The following is a 15,584-nucleotide window of genomic DNA, read 5'->3' on the forward strand; positions in this document are numbered from 1 at the left end:
TCAGTAAGCGTCGGATGAGATGATCTCGCCGCCGGCCCGGGTGCCGAGGGCCCAGACGGTCTCCAGCGCCACCGAATCCTTCAGGAACCGGACCGAGCCGTCGGCCAGGAGGATGTTCGCGCCGCCGGGGTGGAGGCTGCTGAGGCCCCAGACGCCCGGGGTCTGGAGGGTGCCGCTGGCGTGGGTCGAGCAGTTGGGGAACCGGGGATTGGGGCCGAGCAGGATGTTGCCCATCGAGTAGCCCACCAGCCCCAGCGACCAGTTCTGGCCGAGCGTGGTGCTCTTGCCGTAGTAGCCGTTGCGGTCCTTGGCGGCCGCGGCGCACTGGGAGGCCCAGGCCAGGAAGGCGGAACGTTGGAGGAGCGGCGACCCCAGCGACCCGTCGTTGCGCTGAGTGCCGGCGGGGAAGGCGCCGATGAAGATGATGTCGCTGGGGATGGTGGTGACGTTGGGGTTGCCGCTGCCGGTCCGCCACTCGCCGAAGGCGATGGTGTTGCTCGTGCCGTCGGTGATCTTATGGATCCCGTGGCTCCGGCCCAGCTCGCCGACGTACTCGAAGACGCCGTTCGGCGGGCCGCCGCTCTGCTGGCCGGCGAACTCCATCGTCGCCCCGACCGAGGCGAAGTAGTTGCCGCCCGGGGCCCGCAGCGAGTTGAACAGGGCCCCGGACCCCTGGTGGTTCCACGACGGCGGCGTCGCCGACGGGCAGAGGGTCAGGGCCAGCCGCGTGGTCGTCGTGGTCGAGTTGGCGTGGTTGCCGTAGGCGTCGTCGTTGAAGCACGCCAGCGCGAAGTTGGCGGCGTTGTACAGGGCCGGCTGCTCCGTGAACCCCAGGAGCCGCACGAGGGCCGAGAAGTCCCGGTTGTTCCCCAGCGTCAGGTCGGCGCGTCGGCCGAACAACGCCCCGGGCGGGAACGACTCGAACACGCTGTGGTAGTTGTGCAGGCCGAGCCCGATCTGCTTCAGGTTGTTGGTGCACTGTGCGCGGCGGGCGGCCTCGCGGGCGCTCTGGACGGCCGGCAAGAGCAGCGCGATCAGGACGGCGATGATGGCGATCACCACCAGCAGCTCGATCAGCGTGAAGCCCCGGCGGACGGAGACGGCGGGCGTCGACCGCGCCTCGGCGCGATCGAGAGACGTGGAAATCCTCATGATTCGACTCGATTCCCGGGCAGGGCCTCCATGCGTCTGGTCGGTCGCCTGCGGACGAAAGGGGGTTCGCCTCTCGTGGTCGAGTCGGCTCGGGCGGGGGTGCTGCGACGGGAAAGCGTCGCGTCACCGGGGCCATTCTGGCTCCGGAGCCCCGACTGGTCAAGGCTGATTCATGTAAATTCTATCGGGTTTATAGAGATTAAAGTTGAAGCCGTCCTGGCGCTTCTCCAGGAAGGCCACGGCGGCTCATTTCGGGGCGAGGGCGAGGAGGCAGGGGGACGCGACCGAGTTCCAGAACTGGTAGCGGACGACGGTCGCGCGGGGGGTGGGGATGGCGTGGGTCCAGGAGAGGACGGCGTCCTGCTCCTCCTCGCCGCCGGGGTGGCCGGGGTAGCAGATGATGGTGATCATGCCGCCGGGGGTCGTCAGGTCGAGGGCGGCTGAGAGGGCGGGGAGGGTGGTCGCCGGCCGGGTGGCGACGTTGTGGTCGCCCCCCGGCCAGTAGCCGAGGTTGAACATCACCGCGCGGGGGCGTCGGCCCGGCGCGCGCTCGGCGAGGACCTCGGCCAGGCGCTCGTGGCCGGTGCGCACCAGGATGACGCGGTCGGCGGCCCCAGGCGAGGTCAGCTTCGCGGCGGCGGCGTCGAGGGCCTCCTGCTGGAGGTCGAAGCCGATCACCAGGCCCCTGGGCCCGACCCGACCGGCCAGGATGGCGGTGTCCCGGCCGTTGCCGACGGTGGCGTCGACCGCCAGGTCGCCCGGCTTGAGGACCCGCTCGACCCACGCGTGGGCTTGGTTGAGGATCGGGTGGAACACGGCTTTAGGACCCGGCCCGGGGCGGGGCCGAGATCCCCTCGATGAGGGCCTTCATCTTCCGCACGCCGGTCGCCGCCACGACGGCCGGGTCCTGCGCCCAGTACTCTCGGTTGAACACTTCCAGCGAGAGCATGACGCGGAACCCCCGCTCGGCGAGCGATTCCAGGATCGGGCGGATCGGCGCGACGCCGTCGCCGGGGTAGACGCGGTCCGAGTCGTTCAGCTTCGACGGGTCGGGCACGGCCGGGTAGTCGTTCATGTGCAGCACGGGGACGGCCGCGGGCCCCAGGAGCTTGAGCCCCTCGAACGACGAGCCCCCGCGGTGGAGGTGGTAGACGTCGGGCAGGATGCAGGCGTCGGGGTGCCCGGCGGCGATGGCGACGTAAACCGCCTCGGCCAGGTTGCCGAGGGTCTTCGAGAAGCCCCAGACCTCGACCTCGGGGACGACGCCGAAGCCCTCGCTCAGCTCCAGGAGCGCCCGGTAGCGCTCGGCCAGCCGGGGCAGTTCGACCGCGGCGTCGGTCGCGCCGGCGGCGGGGGCGGCGACGCGCTTGGCGCCGATCTTCTGGAGGGTGTCCAGCGAACGCTTCGCGGCTTCGAGGCCCTTGCGGCGGCGTTCGGGGTCGTCGACGCCCCATTCGAAGAAGTCGATGGCGCTCTCGACCGAGATCCCCGAGTCGCGCAGCCGCTTGCCCAGGTCTTCGAGCGAGCCGCCGCCGTCCTTGTAGCGGTTGATCTCGTCCAGCCAGGGCTCCAGCCCGCCGTAGCCGGCCTTCGCGGCGAGGTCGACGATCTCGACGATCCCCAGCTTCTGGCCCCGGATCGTGGCCGTGTTCAGGCCGAGCAGGAACGGGCCTTCGGTCGCGGATTGCTCGGCGGCGGCCCGCCGGGGCGAGAAGCCCAGCAGGGAAGAGGCCGCGACGCCCGCCAGGGCGGCCCGCCGGTTCATCGCGATCGGTCCCCGTGTCGAATCTTCCGAGGTCATGGAGGCGCACCCGTTTGGCTGGGGGAGGGATCCGGTGCAGGTCGGGCCGGCCTCGCGGGAGGCGCGAGGCGGCGCGACGACGCCCGTGGATTCTAAACCACGCGCCGGGGCGGCCGCAGCAGGAATCCGCAGCTTCAGGCCCCCAGGTCGCGCGCCAGGCCCCGCCGGGCCTCCTCGATGCACTCGGCGATCCGGTCGCGGATCAGGGCGGTGACGGCCCGGGGCTCCAGGCCCACCAGGTCTTCGGGGAGGATCGGGGGGCCGTAGTGGACGCGCAACGGATAGGGCCGGGGGAAGATCCGGCCTCGCGGCCAGGCGCGGAAGGTCCCGGCGAGCCCCGCGGGGACGACGGGCACGGCCGCGCGGGCGACGAGCAGGGCGATGCCCGGCTTCAGCTCCTTCAACTCGCCGTCCGGGCTCCGGGTCCCTTCGGGGAAGAGGGTGACCACGCCGCCGGACCGCAGCCGCTTGAGCGTCTCCTTCATGCCCGAGGCCCCCATCCCCTCGCGCTGGATCGGGAAGCCGCCGATCGAGCGGATCAGGGGGCCGAGCACCGGCAGGAACAGGGTCGAACGCGCCACGTAGTTCAACGGCCTGCGCACGCCGACGCCCAGGATGAAGACGTCGAGATAGCTGAGGTGGTTGGAGACCAGGACGACGCCGCCGGTCTCGGGCATGTTCCGCCAGCCGGTCGACCGCCAGCCGCCGAACGCGGCCAGCCAGGTGGCCGCCAGCGCCCTCACCAGCCGGTACCAGATCAGGGCGAGCCGGGACCGATCCCCCTGGGGGGACTCGCGACCCGCCCGGACCCGGCCTCGGCTCCGGTCCCGGCCCGGGGGGGCGGCGTCGGGGCCGCTCGGGGGGGGCGTGGCGTCGTCGTCCGGGGGGGGCGTGGCGTCGGCGTTCATGGCGAGGGGAGGACTTTCCGGTGCAAGAGGGCGACCACCTCATCGATGGTCATCCCGGTCGTGTCGATGGTCTCGGCGTCGGCGGCCGGCCTCATCGGGGCGATGGCCCGCGAGGCGTCGCGGGCGTCGCGGGCCCGCTGGTCGGCGAGCACGGCTTCCAGGTCGGAGTCGGCCCCCTTCGCCCGGAGTTCCTCGTGGCGACGGCGGGCCCGCTCCAGGTCGGAGGCGGTCACGAAGAACTTGCGGAAGGCGTCCGGGAAGACGATCGTCCCCTGGTCGCGGCCCTCGGTCACCACGTCGTCCCGGTCGGCGACGGCGCGCTGCCAGGCGACGAGGCGGCCGCGGACGGCCGCGCAGTCGGCGATGAACCGAGTGGCCCGGGTCACGGCCACGTCCCGGACGGCCTGCGAGACGTCCTCGCCGGCGAGCAGGACCCGGCCGGGGGGGAAGGCGGCGTCGAGGCCGGCGGCCAGGCGGTCCAGGGCGTCGGGGTCCTCCAGGTCGGTCCCCGCCCGCAGGGCCGCCAGGGTGACGACCCGGTACATGGCCCCGGTGTCCAGGAACCGCCAACCCAGGCGCCCGGCCAGCAGCCGGGCGACCGTGCTCTTGCCGGCCCCGGCGGGGCCGTCGATGGTCACGACGCGATGCACGAGAGGGGGGTCCTGGGGTTGATCGGCCCGCGGCGGCGCCGCGGCTGGACCCCTATTGTCCTCGTCGGGCCGCGAACTTCAAGGAGCCGCCCCGCGAGGCCGGGGTCGGCCGCGCGGGGCGGGGGTGTGTTCCGGGGGGTGGGCGGACGGGCTCAGGCCGTGGGGCCGGTCGCGGCGGGGGGCGGGTCGGCGATCCGCTGCCGGCCGGCGAACCCGGCGTCCAGCTCGTGCCAGTGGGCGACCTGGGCCTCGCCCAGCCGCCAGCAGAGGTAGACCTCGCGGCCGTCCATCAGGCTGGGGAAGTCGCACAGGCCGTCGAGATTCCGCAGCTCCACGCCCAGCCGGCGCAGCTCGTCGTGGAACGTGTTGAGCCGTTCCTCCTCGGCCTCCAGCTCGTTCTGGAACTGGGTCATCTCCTCGGAGTAGAGGTCCTCGGAGTTCCGCTTGCGCTCGCGGCTGACGCGGGCGAGCCGCTGCTGCAGCTCCTCGACCACGCCGTTCTGGCGGACGATGTCGGACACGATGGCCCGGACCAGCGGGAGGGCCCGGTTGGCCTCCTCAATGCTGTAATATCTCTTTCGCGTATCCCGAAGGGGTGTCGTCGCGGCCATGGGAACGTCCTCGCAACCAAGGGATGAAAGCGGATGAGATCGGTGCCGGAGTGCCGAAGCGTCGGCGATCGCCTCCCCTTCCGCGAATCGGGCGCCGAACGCGCTCGGACGACTCGACAAAGGGACTTCGGGCCTCCGTCGCGATGAATCCCCCCTCCCGGCTCGGCGTTCGAGGAGAACCCGCGGACTCGTTCCGGGCTCCCATTTCCGGCGGGGATTCCGACCACCTTCCTGGCTGATTCACCGATACATTATAGGAACGGACGCCTTGACAGCAAGTTTACGCGAGATTCCCCTCATGCGTGTCGGGCGTGTCGCGGAATTGCTCAGGGCAGCGCCGATCCTCATCATCGGGCCCCCTCCCGGAGGCTGGCGAGACGCTCGGCGATCTGGGGGAGCGGGGCGGTGTTGAAGACGTCCTCCTTGGTGAGCCAGGCGCGTCGGGCGACGTCCACGCCGTAGCGGAGGTCGCCCAGGCCGGCGACGGAGTGGGCGTCCGGGTTGATCACGATCGTCACCCCTTTCTTGCGGGCCCGGCGGCAGTGGACGGCGTCGAGATCCAGGCGGTAGGGGCTGGCGTTGATCTCGATCATCGTCCGATGCTCGGCCGCCGCGTCGATGACGGCGTCGAGGTCGACCTCGTAGGACGCCCGCGAGAGCAGCAGCCGGCCGGTGGCGTGGCCGAGCATGGTGACGTGGGGGTTGGCGATCGCCCGGATGATCCGCGCGGTCATCTCGGCCCTGGACATCTTGAACCGCGAGTGGACGCTCGCCACGACGTAGTCGAAGCCGGCGAGGACGTCGTCCGGGAAATCGAGCGAGCCGTCGCCGAGGATGTCGCACTCGGTCCCCTTGAACAGCCGGAAGTCGTCGCCGAAGCCGGCGTTGAGGGCGTCGATCCTCGCCCACTGCTCGCGGACGCGCTCGATGGTCAGGCCGCGCGCCATGGCCAGCGACCGCGAGTGGTCGCCGATGCCGAGGTACTGGAGCCCCATCGCGCGGGCGCCCTCGGCCATCTCTTCGAGGGTGGCGTCGCCGTCGCTCCAGTCGGAGTGGCAGTGGAAGGTCCCGGTCAGGTCCCCGGGCTCGATCAGGCGGGGGAGCGAGCCGGACTCGGCCGCGTCGAACTCGCCGGCGTCCTCGCGAAGCTCGGGGGGGACGTAGTCCAGGTCGAGGGCGCGGAACAGCTCGGGCTCGTCGCGGCAGGCCACCCCCTTCGCCCCGTCCTTCGCGGCGCTCAGGGCGTATTCGTTGAGCGAGAGCCCCCGCGCCAGGGCCCGTTTCCGCATGGCGATGTTGTGGGCCTTGGAGCCGGTGAAGTAGTGGAGGGCGAACGCGAACTGGTCGTCGGCCACCCCGCGCAGGTCGCACTGGACGAACTGGTCGGTCCGGAAGCCGGGGAGGAGCACGCTGGCCTTGGTGGGGCCGTGGCCGAGGACCTTGGCGACCTGCGGGAGCTTCACGAAGGCGTCGAGGACCGGGCCGGGCTCGTCCGCGGCGAACAGCACGTCGAGGTCGCCGACCGTCTCGGCCCGGCGGCGGAGGCTGCCGCAGGCCTCGGCGCGGGTCACGCCGGGGCGTCCCCGGACGAATTCGAGGATCGGCGCGACCAGGGCGAGGGCCTCGTGCCGGAGGATCCGCCCGCCGGTCGTCTCCAGGAAGCCGATCCCTTCGAGGATGTTGGCCTCGGTCTTGGCGCCGAAGCCCTTGACCTTGGCGATCCGGCCCGATTCCCCGGCGGCGCGGAGGTCGGCCAGGCTCTTGACGTCCAGGGCCTCGTGCAGGGCCTTGATCTTCTTGGGGCCGACCCCCGGCACCCGCAAGAGGGCCAGCAGCCCCGGCGGGGTCTGGGCCCGGAGCTTCTCGTAGGCGGGGAGGCTCCCCGTGGTGGCGAGCTGGACGACCTTGGCGTGGAGCGTCTCGCCGATCCCCGGCACCTCGGCGAGGCTGCCGTCGGCGATCATCTCGGTCAGGTCCCCCGGCAGCCCGCGCAGCGCCTGCGCCGCGTTGTGATACGCGCGGCAGCGGAAGGGGTTCTCCCCCTGGACTTCCAGGATCGTCCCCATGTCGTCCAGGACCTGGGCGATCTTCGCGGTCTCCATCCGTGAATGCTCCGTTTCAACCTCGGCGCACCGACGGGGGGGCGATCCGCGACCAGGTTGGTCCTAGTCCCCCGAGGGCCATCTCGGCGGCGACGGCTCGGGGACCGAGTGGTCCTGCTTCCACCAATGCCGCACCGCTTCCAGGCGATGATAGTTCATCACGCGCTCGAATTCCCGGGTGTAGTACGCCTTCCGGGTCTCGGCGTCCGTCTCGTCGTCCGGGCCCGGTCCGCTGAGGTTGAAGCCCGCCTGGTGGTTGATCCACTCGGTGTGGGCGAGCATCAGCACGGTCGTCTCGTCGATCGGCGTGAGCTCGTCGTCGATCGCCCGGGCGACGACGGGTCCCAACTGGTCCACCCGGGGCCTCCTGGGGGCGTCGAAGAGGTCGCTCACGAGCTTCCGCGCGTTCGGGTCCCGGAACAGCTCCGGCACGCGCCCCGCGAGGCGTGCGTCCTCGGCGCCCCGGTTCATCGCCGCCTGCTTCCCCGCGGCGGGCTCGTGGGGCGTCGGCGAGAAGCGTTCGAGGATCGCCCCGAGGTCGGCGAAGCGGCCGTGGAGCCGCGAGGCCAGCTCGTCGATCGCATCCGGGTCGGCCGGGAGCGTCCGCTCGTCGGCGGGATTGAGGAGGTCGGCGAACCGCAGCCCGTAGGTCAGGGCGGTGGCCTTCGGCTCGTCGCCGCGTCGGGGCTTCAGCGCCTTTTCGAAGAAAGCTCGGTCCTTCGCGTAATTGCGGAGCATCAGCGTGTACGCCCGGCGCCCCAGCGCGTCCTGGGGCTTCTCGGACGGGTTGGGGAGCGGGTCGGGGATGGCGTCGTCGATGGCGCGTCGCTCGTCGGTCGTGAGGTACCAGGACATCGGGACGTCGCTCGCGCCGGCCGCCGTGGAGGGGTCGGCGAGGCCCGGCCAGCGCCGACGCGCCTGCTCGTCGAAGTCGCCGGTGGCGGCGGACCCCGTGCTGAGGTAGGCGGAGTTCTCGAAGACGGCGGTGGCGACGAAGCTGGGGCCGGCGCCCATCCTGCGGAACACCTCGTTGACGGCGATCGACTCCTGGTCGTTGCGGAAGGTGGTGGTGGAGTAGCGGGCCCGGAGGATCGCGTCGCTGACGCTGCCGAACAGGCCGGCGCCCTGGAAGAGCTTGTCGAAGAAGCCCTTGGCCTCCGAGGGGACCCCCACCCGGTCGCGCTTGCTCACCGCGTCGCGGATCTGGAGCACCAGGACGCCCGACGTGTGCCGCCGGATCCACTCGCGATTCTGGAGCAGCCAGGCGTTGGCCAGGTGCACCCCGTAGTTGTCGTAGTAGCCGGCGTCGACGACGCGCAGGGGCGGGTTCGTCGGGAGGTTGACGGCCGGCGAGACGAACGGGAAGGTCGCGCTCATGCGGGCCGCGGCCGCCAGGGTGAGGTCGGGCATCACCTTCGGGTCGAGCTTGAACAGCTCCAGGGCCGAGATCGAGAACGAGTTGCGGGAGGTCCCGTCGTTGTCGTTGTCCAGGTCGTTCTGCCGGGCGACGGGGATCGGCCACTCGTCGAGCACGCGCCGCCGGAGCTCGTCCGGGGCCTCCCCGGGATCCGGGGCGAACTCCTGATGGCCCTTCAGGTCGAGGTTCGAGATCAGGAGCCGGCGGCCGTCGTCGACGATCATGGGCGAGAAGATCAGCGACGGGACCTTCCCCTGCGATTCCGCGTCGCGGAGCTGGGAGAAGGTGAGGCTGTGGATCTGGCGCCACTCGCGCTCCAGGACGAGCCCGCGGTCGTCGGCCGCCCAGCCGGGGAGCCGGGGGAGGAGCATCCGCCAGGGGGCCTGCAGCGCGATGAACGACGCGACCCTGTCCAGGCTCTTGGGGGGGATGCGGTCCTGGTCGAGCTGGAAATCGAGCGGGGCACCCCTCGGGCCCTTGCCGAGGACGGCGGACTCGTAGTAGGCCATGGCGACCATGCCCCCCGAGGCCCCCGTGATCAGGCGGACGTGGTCGTGGAAGTTCTCCAGGCCGGGATGCTTGCCCAGCCGGTCGAGGACCGTCGCCGCCCAGTAGGCCGAGCGGATCGCCCCGCCGGAGACGCAGATCAGGACCAGCTTCGGCTTCGAGATCCCCTCGCCCTCGCATCGACAATCCTCCAGGCGGCGCTCCCAGGCCTCCAGGACGGTCCGATTGTCCAGCAGACCGGTGGGCGTCCCCAGGCGGTCCCGATCGCTCGCCAGCTCGAGGATGTCGTACGGGTAGACCCGGCTGATGACCTTCGAGAGGCGGTCGCGGGAGGCGAAGCTCCGGTAGTCGAGGCCCTCGAACTGCTCCTTGAACGGCTCGTAGTTCGCCAGCAAAATCCAGAACAGTAGCGAGGCGGTGACCAGGACCCGGCGCGGGATCTGGAGGGGGCCGGGGCCGGCCGCGGCGGCGACGCCGAGCTGCAGGGCGAGGCAGCCGGTCAGGAAGAAGAGCCCGGCGAGCGCCAGCGCCGGGGCCTCGGGCGCCTCGATCCGCCAGGCCAGGGCGCATCCCGCGGCCAAGGACGACACGGCCGCCGCCCAGGGCTTCCAGGGCTCGGCCCCGGGCGCGACCCGCTCGATCATCCCGAAGGCCGCGACCGAATAGAGCGCCGCCAGCATCAGCACCTCCTGCGGCGTGATCGGCTCGCCCTCCCGGAGCTGGAGCGGGAAGAGGAAGATCAGGATCGCCAGCAGCGAGCCGAACAGGTAGTAGACCGGCCTCGGGTCGTGCAGCTCGTAGACCACCTGCGCCGTCGCCAGCAGGCCGAGCAGGGCGAAGATCGCGAAGGCGGGGAAGGCGAACGAGTTTCGGATCGTCAGCAGGCCGCAGAGGCAGACGAGCAGGGCCACCGCGAGCGCCGCCAGGCCGTCGGCCAGCTTGAGCTGACTCAAGGCCCTCCGCGACGCGGCCAGCGCCGGGACGCTGGCCGCGAACAGGAGGAAGCCCGCCACGTAACGCGGCGGGTCGCTCTCCGCCGAGCTCAGCCCCAGGAACAGGTAGCTCGCGAAGACGACCAGCAGATATTGGCGGAACCCTCCCGAAGTCCATGCGCCGGTCGCGCCCGCGAGGCCGCTCACGATGGAGCTCAGGCGCAGGAGCAGCTTGACGAGGAGGACGCCCGAGAGCACCCCGAGCACCCAGGCCGTGAGGCCGACGGCGTAGCAGCCCCAGTCGTTCCGGACGTTCCCCTGGATCGGCAGGCTCAGCGGCCAGTCCTGCGCGGCGTTCACGCCCCAGGGGACGTAGGCGAAGGTCCGCGGGAAGAGCGCCGGCAGGCTGATCAGCACCAGGAAGGGGAGCCTCGCGAACCGCAGGAAGAGGCCCAGCTTCCGCCTCCCGACCTGGTTGAGGGGCAGGTTCAGCCAGGACTTGTGGCCGTACCTGCAGCCGTAGCGTTGCAGGAAGCCCACCATCGCCGCGAGGTCCCGGTTCGACCCCGCCGCCGCCACGCCGAACTCCAGGTAATACGCGTTCACGCCGAGCATCGCCAGAAGGAGCGTCGCCCCCAGCGCGGAGAGGAAGCGGGTGGAAGGGGACTCGTTCCAGATCAGGTTCGGGATCCCCAGGCCGACGCCCAGCAGCCCCCAGATCATCAGCACCGTCAGGAAGAGGACGAGGGCCTGCCCGAGGTGGGCCAGGAGATAGCGGGCGAGCATCGGGATGAATCGCAGGTAGGAGGCCGTCAGCGCGGTCAGCACGAGCGACATCGCGGCGAGGCTGTAGCGGTCCGCGAAGGCCCGCGTCGCCGACCCCGACGACGCCAACTCCTGCGTCAGGGGGACCCCGAGCACCAGCAGCGGCGCGAACACGAACGCCATGAGCCGCATCGCCACGCGGCGCCAGTCTTTCGGCATCGCATCTTCCCTAATCCGCTCGGTCCCACGTCGCCGCTTCACGCTCCGCGGCCCCGAAGCGATACGGACGCGACGCCGTCGGCCTTACACCTCCGTCGCCAAAAAATGGGCCCGCCCCCGCGTCACCCCCCGATCGCGTCCAGGGCCTCCCACCTCGCGTACGCGGCGGCGAGTTCCGCCTCGACGGCCTGGAGCTTGGCGTTGGCGCGGGCGATGTCGTCGCGGTCCTTCTTGTAGAAGGCCGGGTCGGCCATGGCCTCGTGGAGGGCGGCGAGGTCGGCCTCCAGCTTCTCGATCTTCACGGGGAGCCCTTGCAGCTCCTTGCGCTCCAGGTTCGTGAGCTTCTGGGGCTTCGGGGCGGCCGACTTCGGGGACGCGGCCCCGGACGCCGCCGGCGCGGGCGCGGTCTCGGCGGGCCGGGCGGCGTCGCGCTGGCGGAGGTAGTCGTCGTAGCCGCCCTCGTATTCCTTGACCGTCCCGTCGGGGTCGACGGTGATCACGCTGGTGGAGACGTCGTTCAGGAACGCCCGGTCGTGGCTGACGAGCAGGACCGTCCCCTGGTACTCCACCAGGAGCGATTCCAGGAGTTCGAGCGTCTCCAGGTCCAGGTCGTTCGTCGGCTCGTCGAGCACCAGGACGTTCGAGGGGCGGGTGAACAGCTTCGCCAGGAGCAGCCGGCTGCGCTCGCCGCCGGAGAGGTACTTCACCAGCGTCCGCGCCCGATCGGGGGTGAACAGGAAGTCCTGCAGGTAGCCCAGGATGTGCTTCTCGCGGCCGTCGATCGTGATCGTGTCGTAGTCGGTGATGTTCTTCTGGACGGTCTTCTCGTCGTCCAGCGACGACTTCAGCTGCTCGAAGTACGAGATTTCGAGGTTCGTCCCCTGGCGGACCGTCCCGGAGCGGGGGGGGAGCTGGCCCAGCAGCAGGCGGAGCAGGGTGGTCTTGCCGGCGCCGTTGGGGCCGATCACGCCCACCTTGTCGCCCCGGACGATCGTGGTCGAGAGGCCGCGCACGATCGAACGCTCGCCGTAGCCGAACTCGACGTCCTCGGCCTCGATGACGAGCATCCCGGACTTCTCGGCCTCCTGCGCCTGGATGCGCGCCGTCCCCTGGCGGTCGCGGCGCTGCTGGTGGGCCCGGCGCATGGCCTGGAGCGCCCGGACCCGCCCCTCGTTGCGGGTGCGGCGGGCCTCGATGCCCTTGCGGATCCACTTCTCCTCCTCGGCCAGCTTCTTGTCGAAGAGGTCGCGCTCGCGGGTCTCGGCGGCGAGGAGCTGGTCGCGGCGGACGAGGAACGTGGCGTAGTCGCAGGCCCAGTCCATCAGGCGGCCGCGGTCCAGCTCGACGATCCGCGTCGCCAGCTTCTGCAGGAACACGCGGTCGTGGGTGACGAAGACGATCGTGCCGGGATAACGCAGGAGGAAGCCTTCGAGCCAGCCGATGGACTCGATGTCCAGGTGGTTGGTCGGCTCGTCGAGGAGCAGGACGTCGGGCTCGGCGACGATCGCCTGGGCCAGCAGCACGCGCCGCTTCATGCCCGAGGAAAGCTCCGAGAACTTCGCGTCCGGGTCGAGCCCCACGCGCGAGACGACCGACTGCACGCGGTGGTCGTCGCCGCCGAAGCCGTGGTCGTCGTGGGCCAGGCCCTCGGCCACCTCGTCGGCCACGGTCCCTCCGTGCCCGGCCGGCACGTCCTGGAGCAGCCGCGCCACGCGCAGCCCTTGTTGGCGGAGGATCGAGCCCTCGTCGGGCGCGAGTTCGCCGCTGACGAGCTTCAGCAGCGTGCTCTTCCCCTCGCCGTTGCGGCCCAGGAGGCAGATCCGCTCCCCGGGCTCGATCGTCAGGTCCACCCCGTCCAGCAACTTCGGGCCGCCGAACGACAGCCCCACCCCGCGGATGCTCAGTAACGCCATGATTGGATTTCGACCCGGACCAGCGGACGCGGACCCGACGCTCCCCCGGGCCTCAGGTCGCCATTGTACCGTAATCGCGGCGGCTATCGCTCCTCGTGGAACACGACGGCGGTGATCCAGTCGAGGCCCCAGAGGATCGTCCAGCCGTTCCCGCATCCGAAGATCCGATGCCGCAGCGGCGTCTGCGTCTCGATCGCCTCGACGAACTCGCGGACGGTGAGGTTGAGCGAGCCGAAGCGAACCACCCGCCCGTCCTGGCCCTCAGGCGGCGCCAGGCGGTATCCGAGGCTGGGACGATCCAGACCGTGCTCGAAAGGGTCGCTCAACTCGGCGAGCGTCATCGCGATCTTCGGGACCGTCATGCGCCTGTCCATGAGCCGGTCGGTCGATTTCACCGGGGCGTACGCGGCGGCCAGGACGATCAAGATCGAGACCCCCCAGGGAGGTCCCCATCCGGCGACCCCCGCCCTCCCCCAGCGTCGGGCCAGGAGCACCCAGACGACCAGCGGCACGATCAGGATTTCGATGGGTGTGACGACCGTCAAGGCGGCGACCGCCGCGCCCAGGGCCGTCCGGAAGGCCGTCGTCGCGGTCGGGGTCATGACGAAGTTCCCGGGGCGGGCGTCGGCGTCGGGACGGAGAACGAGAGCCCCATGGCGGCGTTGCGACCCGTGAGGATCGACCAGCCGGCGTTGCCGCAGCTGTGAAACCAGTGCCGCAGCGGCGTCTGGTCCTCGATCTCCCGGATGAATCGGCCGACGGTCAGCTCCGAAGCGGGGAAGCGGACGACGCGACCGTCCAGATCCTCGGGGCAGTCTCCGAAGAAGTAGTGGAAATAACCGTCGTCGACGGGCGAAGGCCGATGCAGGCCGTGTCCGCCCGGGTCGCGCAGCTCGGCGACCGTCATCGAAGTCTTCGGCAAGGCGATCCGCACGGCCTTCCGCCGTTCGATCGTCTTGACGGGGGCGTAGTGGGCCCCGAGGACGACCGCGGTCAGGACCGCCGCCGGGGCCGCCCGTCCGACGCCGCGGAGGCCGATCATCCCCCAGATCGACAAGAAGCCGCCGGCGAGCAAGCAGAGGAGGGCGAGCGGCTCGGACGTGACGACCGCCGCCATCACGCCGATCCCCGCGGCCCCGAGGACGAACTGCGTCGTGGTGAGCTTCGGCATGCGGCCTTCCGAGGGTCAGAGCCAGCCGTAGTCGAAATCCGGCGAGCGATCGGCCAGCAGCTCGGCGTACACCCACTCGATCGTCTCCGCGACGGTCCCGAGCAGGTGGACGCGGCCGTTCTCGTGGCAGAGCCAGCCACCCCGGTCGTCGTCGGTGTAGATCAGCATATCGCCCCCCGTGCTGGAGCCGAAAGCGTGCACCCGCGACGGGTCGACGTCCAGGTCGTATTGGGGAAGATGGAAGTGTTCGATGGACGCATGGTCCCGGGCGCCGTCGAGGCCCCCCGCGCAGCCGAAGGGCATCCAACCGACCTTGTCCACGAGCGAGTAATACGCCCGGAGCGTTTCGGGCAGGTGCGTCGGGACCTCGCCGGAGGGGGGCGTGATCTCGGCGCAGGCCACCCCTTCGGGCCACCAGCGAAAGCCCGCGTCGGTGTACTCCCGGGGCGTCCCTTGATGGAGCGCCAGGTCCCAGAGGCCTCCCGCCGTCAGGGCCTCCAGCCAGGCCTTCATGTTCGGGAACGGGCAGCGGTCGGCGATCCGCCCGAAGTAGGCGACGGGGTCCGGGAACGCCTCGCGGATGGCGGGGGTGACCAGGAATCGGTGGGACTTCGGGACCTTCTGGAGGGCGTCCCCCAGGTTGAGGATCACCGACGTCCCTTGCCCTTCGTTCTCTTCCTTGCGCATCGTTGCGAGGCTCCCCTTGACGCATGTCGGCGGCCGCGAGAAAGCCACGATAGCCGATCCTTCGGCCGGCTTCGACGCGACGCGCCGCCGGGTTTCTCGAAAATCTCCTCAACGCCCGGGGGCCAGGCCGGCTATAATCACGTGGAGTCGTATACTCGCGTGATTCTGAGTACCCTTTCATGATCGCCCCGCTCGTCTGCCTGCTCGGCCTCACGCTCGTCGGCCAGGACGGCCCGTCCGTCTCGGCCCTCGTGCGCGCGCCGGGGCTGCCGACGATCGAGGCGGCGACGAACCCCTGGGCCGTCGGCCCGGCGCGGACCGTCGCGACGCCGCTCGACGACGAGGTCGAGGAATTCCCCGACGAGCCCGAGGGGGACGACGAGGACGACCCCGGCGAGGCGATGGACGGCAAGGGGCGATCCTCCGCCTCCGCCTCCTTCGCGGCGCTCGACCTCCTGCCCCTCGATTCGCCCCCGCCCCCCGACTCGCCCTTCGCCGCATCCCCCGCGCGGCCCAAAGGCTCCCCGCTGAGCCTCCTCTGCCGGCTCCGATTCTGAGACGCCTGCCCGGGCATCCCGGGTGAGTCCGCGCGCCTCGTCCTCCCCCCTCGCGGACTTTCCCCGATCCGAACTTCGGCCGCCCCCTCTCGCCACGAGAGGAGTGGTCCACGCGCACGCCCCCGCGCGTCCGTCGCGGCCGCCCCGCAGGCCGTCCCCATCCTCTCAGGATCCATCCCGACGTCGGACGTC

Annotated in this window: 13 protein-coding genes; 1 reads left to right on the top strand and 12 read right to left on the bottom strand. The window is 71.0% G+C overall.

What is annotated here, in order from left to right:
- From G6O68_RS23670 to G6O68_RS23725, 12 genes are all read right to left on the bottom strand, one after another.
- Nucleotides 1-1,152, bottom strand: coding sequence for a DUF1559 domain-containing protein (locus G6O68_RS23670; protein WP_165251129.1), 1,152 nt, complete (start codon nucleotides 1,150-1,152; stop codon nucleotides 1-3).
- 246 nt (nucleotides 1,153-1,398) lie between these two features.
- Nucleotides 1,399-1,968, bottom strand: coding sequence for a tRNA (mnm(5)s(2)U34)-methyltransferase (locus G6O68_RS23675; protein WP_165251130.1), 570 nt, complete (start codon nucleotides 1,966-1,968; stop codon nucleotides 1,399-1,401).
- Nucleotides 1,969-1,972: 4 nt separating this feature from the next.
- Nucleotides 1,973-2,917, bottom strand: coding sequence for a sugar phosphate isomerase/epimerase family protein (locus G6O68_RS23680; protein ID WP_165251131.1), 945 nt, complete (start codon nucleotides 2,915-2,917; stop codon nucleotides 1,973-1,975).
- Between the two features lie 170 nt (nucleotides 2,918-3,087).
- On the bottom strand, nucleotides 3,088-3,861 hold the full coding sequence (locus G6O68_RS23685) for a lysophospholipid acyltransferase family protein (RefSeq protein WP_165251132.1): 774 nt from the start codon (nucleotides 3,859-3,861) through the stop codon (nucleotides 3,088-3,090).
- Nucleotides 3,858-4,511, bottom strand: coding sequence for a (d)CMP kinase (gene cmk / locus G6O68_RS23690; protein ID WP_165251133.1), 654 nt, complete (start codon nucleotides 4,509-4,511; stop codon nucleotides 3,858-3,860). The genes G6O68_RS23685 and cmk overlap by 4 nt, the downstream gene beginning before the upstream one ends.
- Nucleotides 4,512-4,663: 152 nt before the next feature.
- Nucleotides 4,664-5,122 (bottom strand): DUF2203 domain-containing protein, encoded by a 459-nt coding sequence (locus G6O68_RS23695; protein ID WP_165251134.1) that lies wholly within the window; start codon nucleotides 5,120-5,122, stop codon nucleotides 4,664-4,666.
- A 347-nt stretch (nucleotides 5,123-5,469) separates the two neighbouring features.
- Nucleotides 5,470-7,224 (bottom strand): DNA polymerase/3'-5' exonuclease PolX, encoded by a 1,755-nt coding sequence (gene polX / locus G6O68_RS23700; protein WP_165251135.1) that lies wholly within the window; start codon nucleotides 7,222-7,224, stop codon nucleotides 5,470-5,472.
- Nucleotides 7,225-7,287: 63 nt separating this feature from the next.
- A complete protein-coding gene (locus tag G6O68_RS23705) occupies nucleotides 7,288-11,064 on the bottom strand; it encodes a patatin-like phospholipase family protein (RefSeq protein WP_165251136.1) in 3,777 nt (1,258 codons plus the stop codon).
- Nucleotides 11,065-11,186: 122 nt separating this feature from the next.
- Nucleotides 11,187-12,977, bottom strand: coding sequence for an ATP-binding cassette domain-containing protein (locus tag G6O68_RS23710; RefSeq protein ID WP_165251137.1), 1,791 nt, complete (start codon nucleotides 12,975-12,977; stop codon nucleotides 11,187-11,189).
- A gap of 83 nt (nucleotides 12,978-13,060) precedes the next feature.
- Complete coding sequence (locus G6O68_RS23715; protein ID WP_165251138.1) at nucleotides 13,061-13,579, bottom strand: hypothetical protein; 519 nt, start codon at nucleotides 13,577-13,579, stop codon at nucleotides 13,061-13,063.
- A complete protein-coding gene (locus G6O68_RS23720; RefSeq protein ID WP_165251139.1) occupies nucleotides 13,576-14,148 on the bottom strand; it encodes a hypothetical protein in 573 nt (190 codons plus the stop codon). Before G6O68_RS23720 ends, G6O68_RS23715 begins: the two co-directional genes overlap by 4 nt.
- Nucleotides 14,149-14,163: 15 nt before the next feature.
- Nucleotides 14,164-14,835: a hypothetical protein gene (locus tag G6O68_RS23725; protein WP_240911482.1), complete on the bottom strand. Its 672-nt coding sequence runs from the start codon at nucleotides 14,833-14,835 to the stop codon at nucleotides 14,164-14,166.
- A gap of 179 nt (nucleotides 14,836-15,014) precedes the next feature.
- Here G6O68_RS23725 and G6O68_RS23730 point away from each other — a divergent pair, with 179 nt between their 5' ends.
- A complete protein-coding gene (locus tag G6O68_RS23730; protein WP_165251140.1) occupies nucleotides 15,015-15,392 on the top strand; it encodes a hypothetical protein in 378 nt (125 codons plus the stop codon).
- The last annotated feature ends 192 nt before the right edge of the window (nucleotides 15,393-15,584 follow it).

Source organism: Paludisphaera soli (assembly GCF_011064595.1).
Taxonomy (GTDB): domain Bacteria; phylum Planctomycetota; class Planctomycetia; order Isosphaerales; family Isosphaeraceae; genus Paludisphaera; species Paludisphaera soli.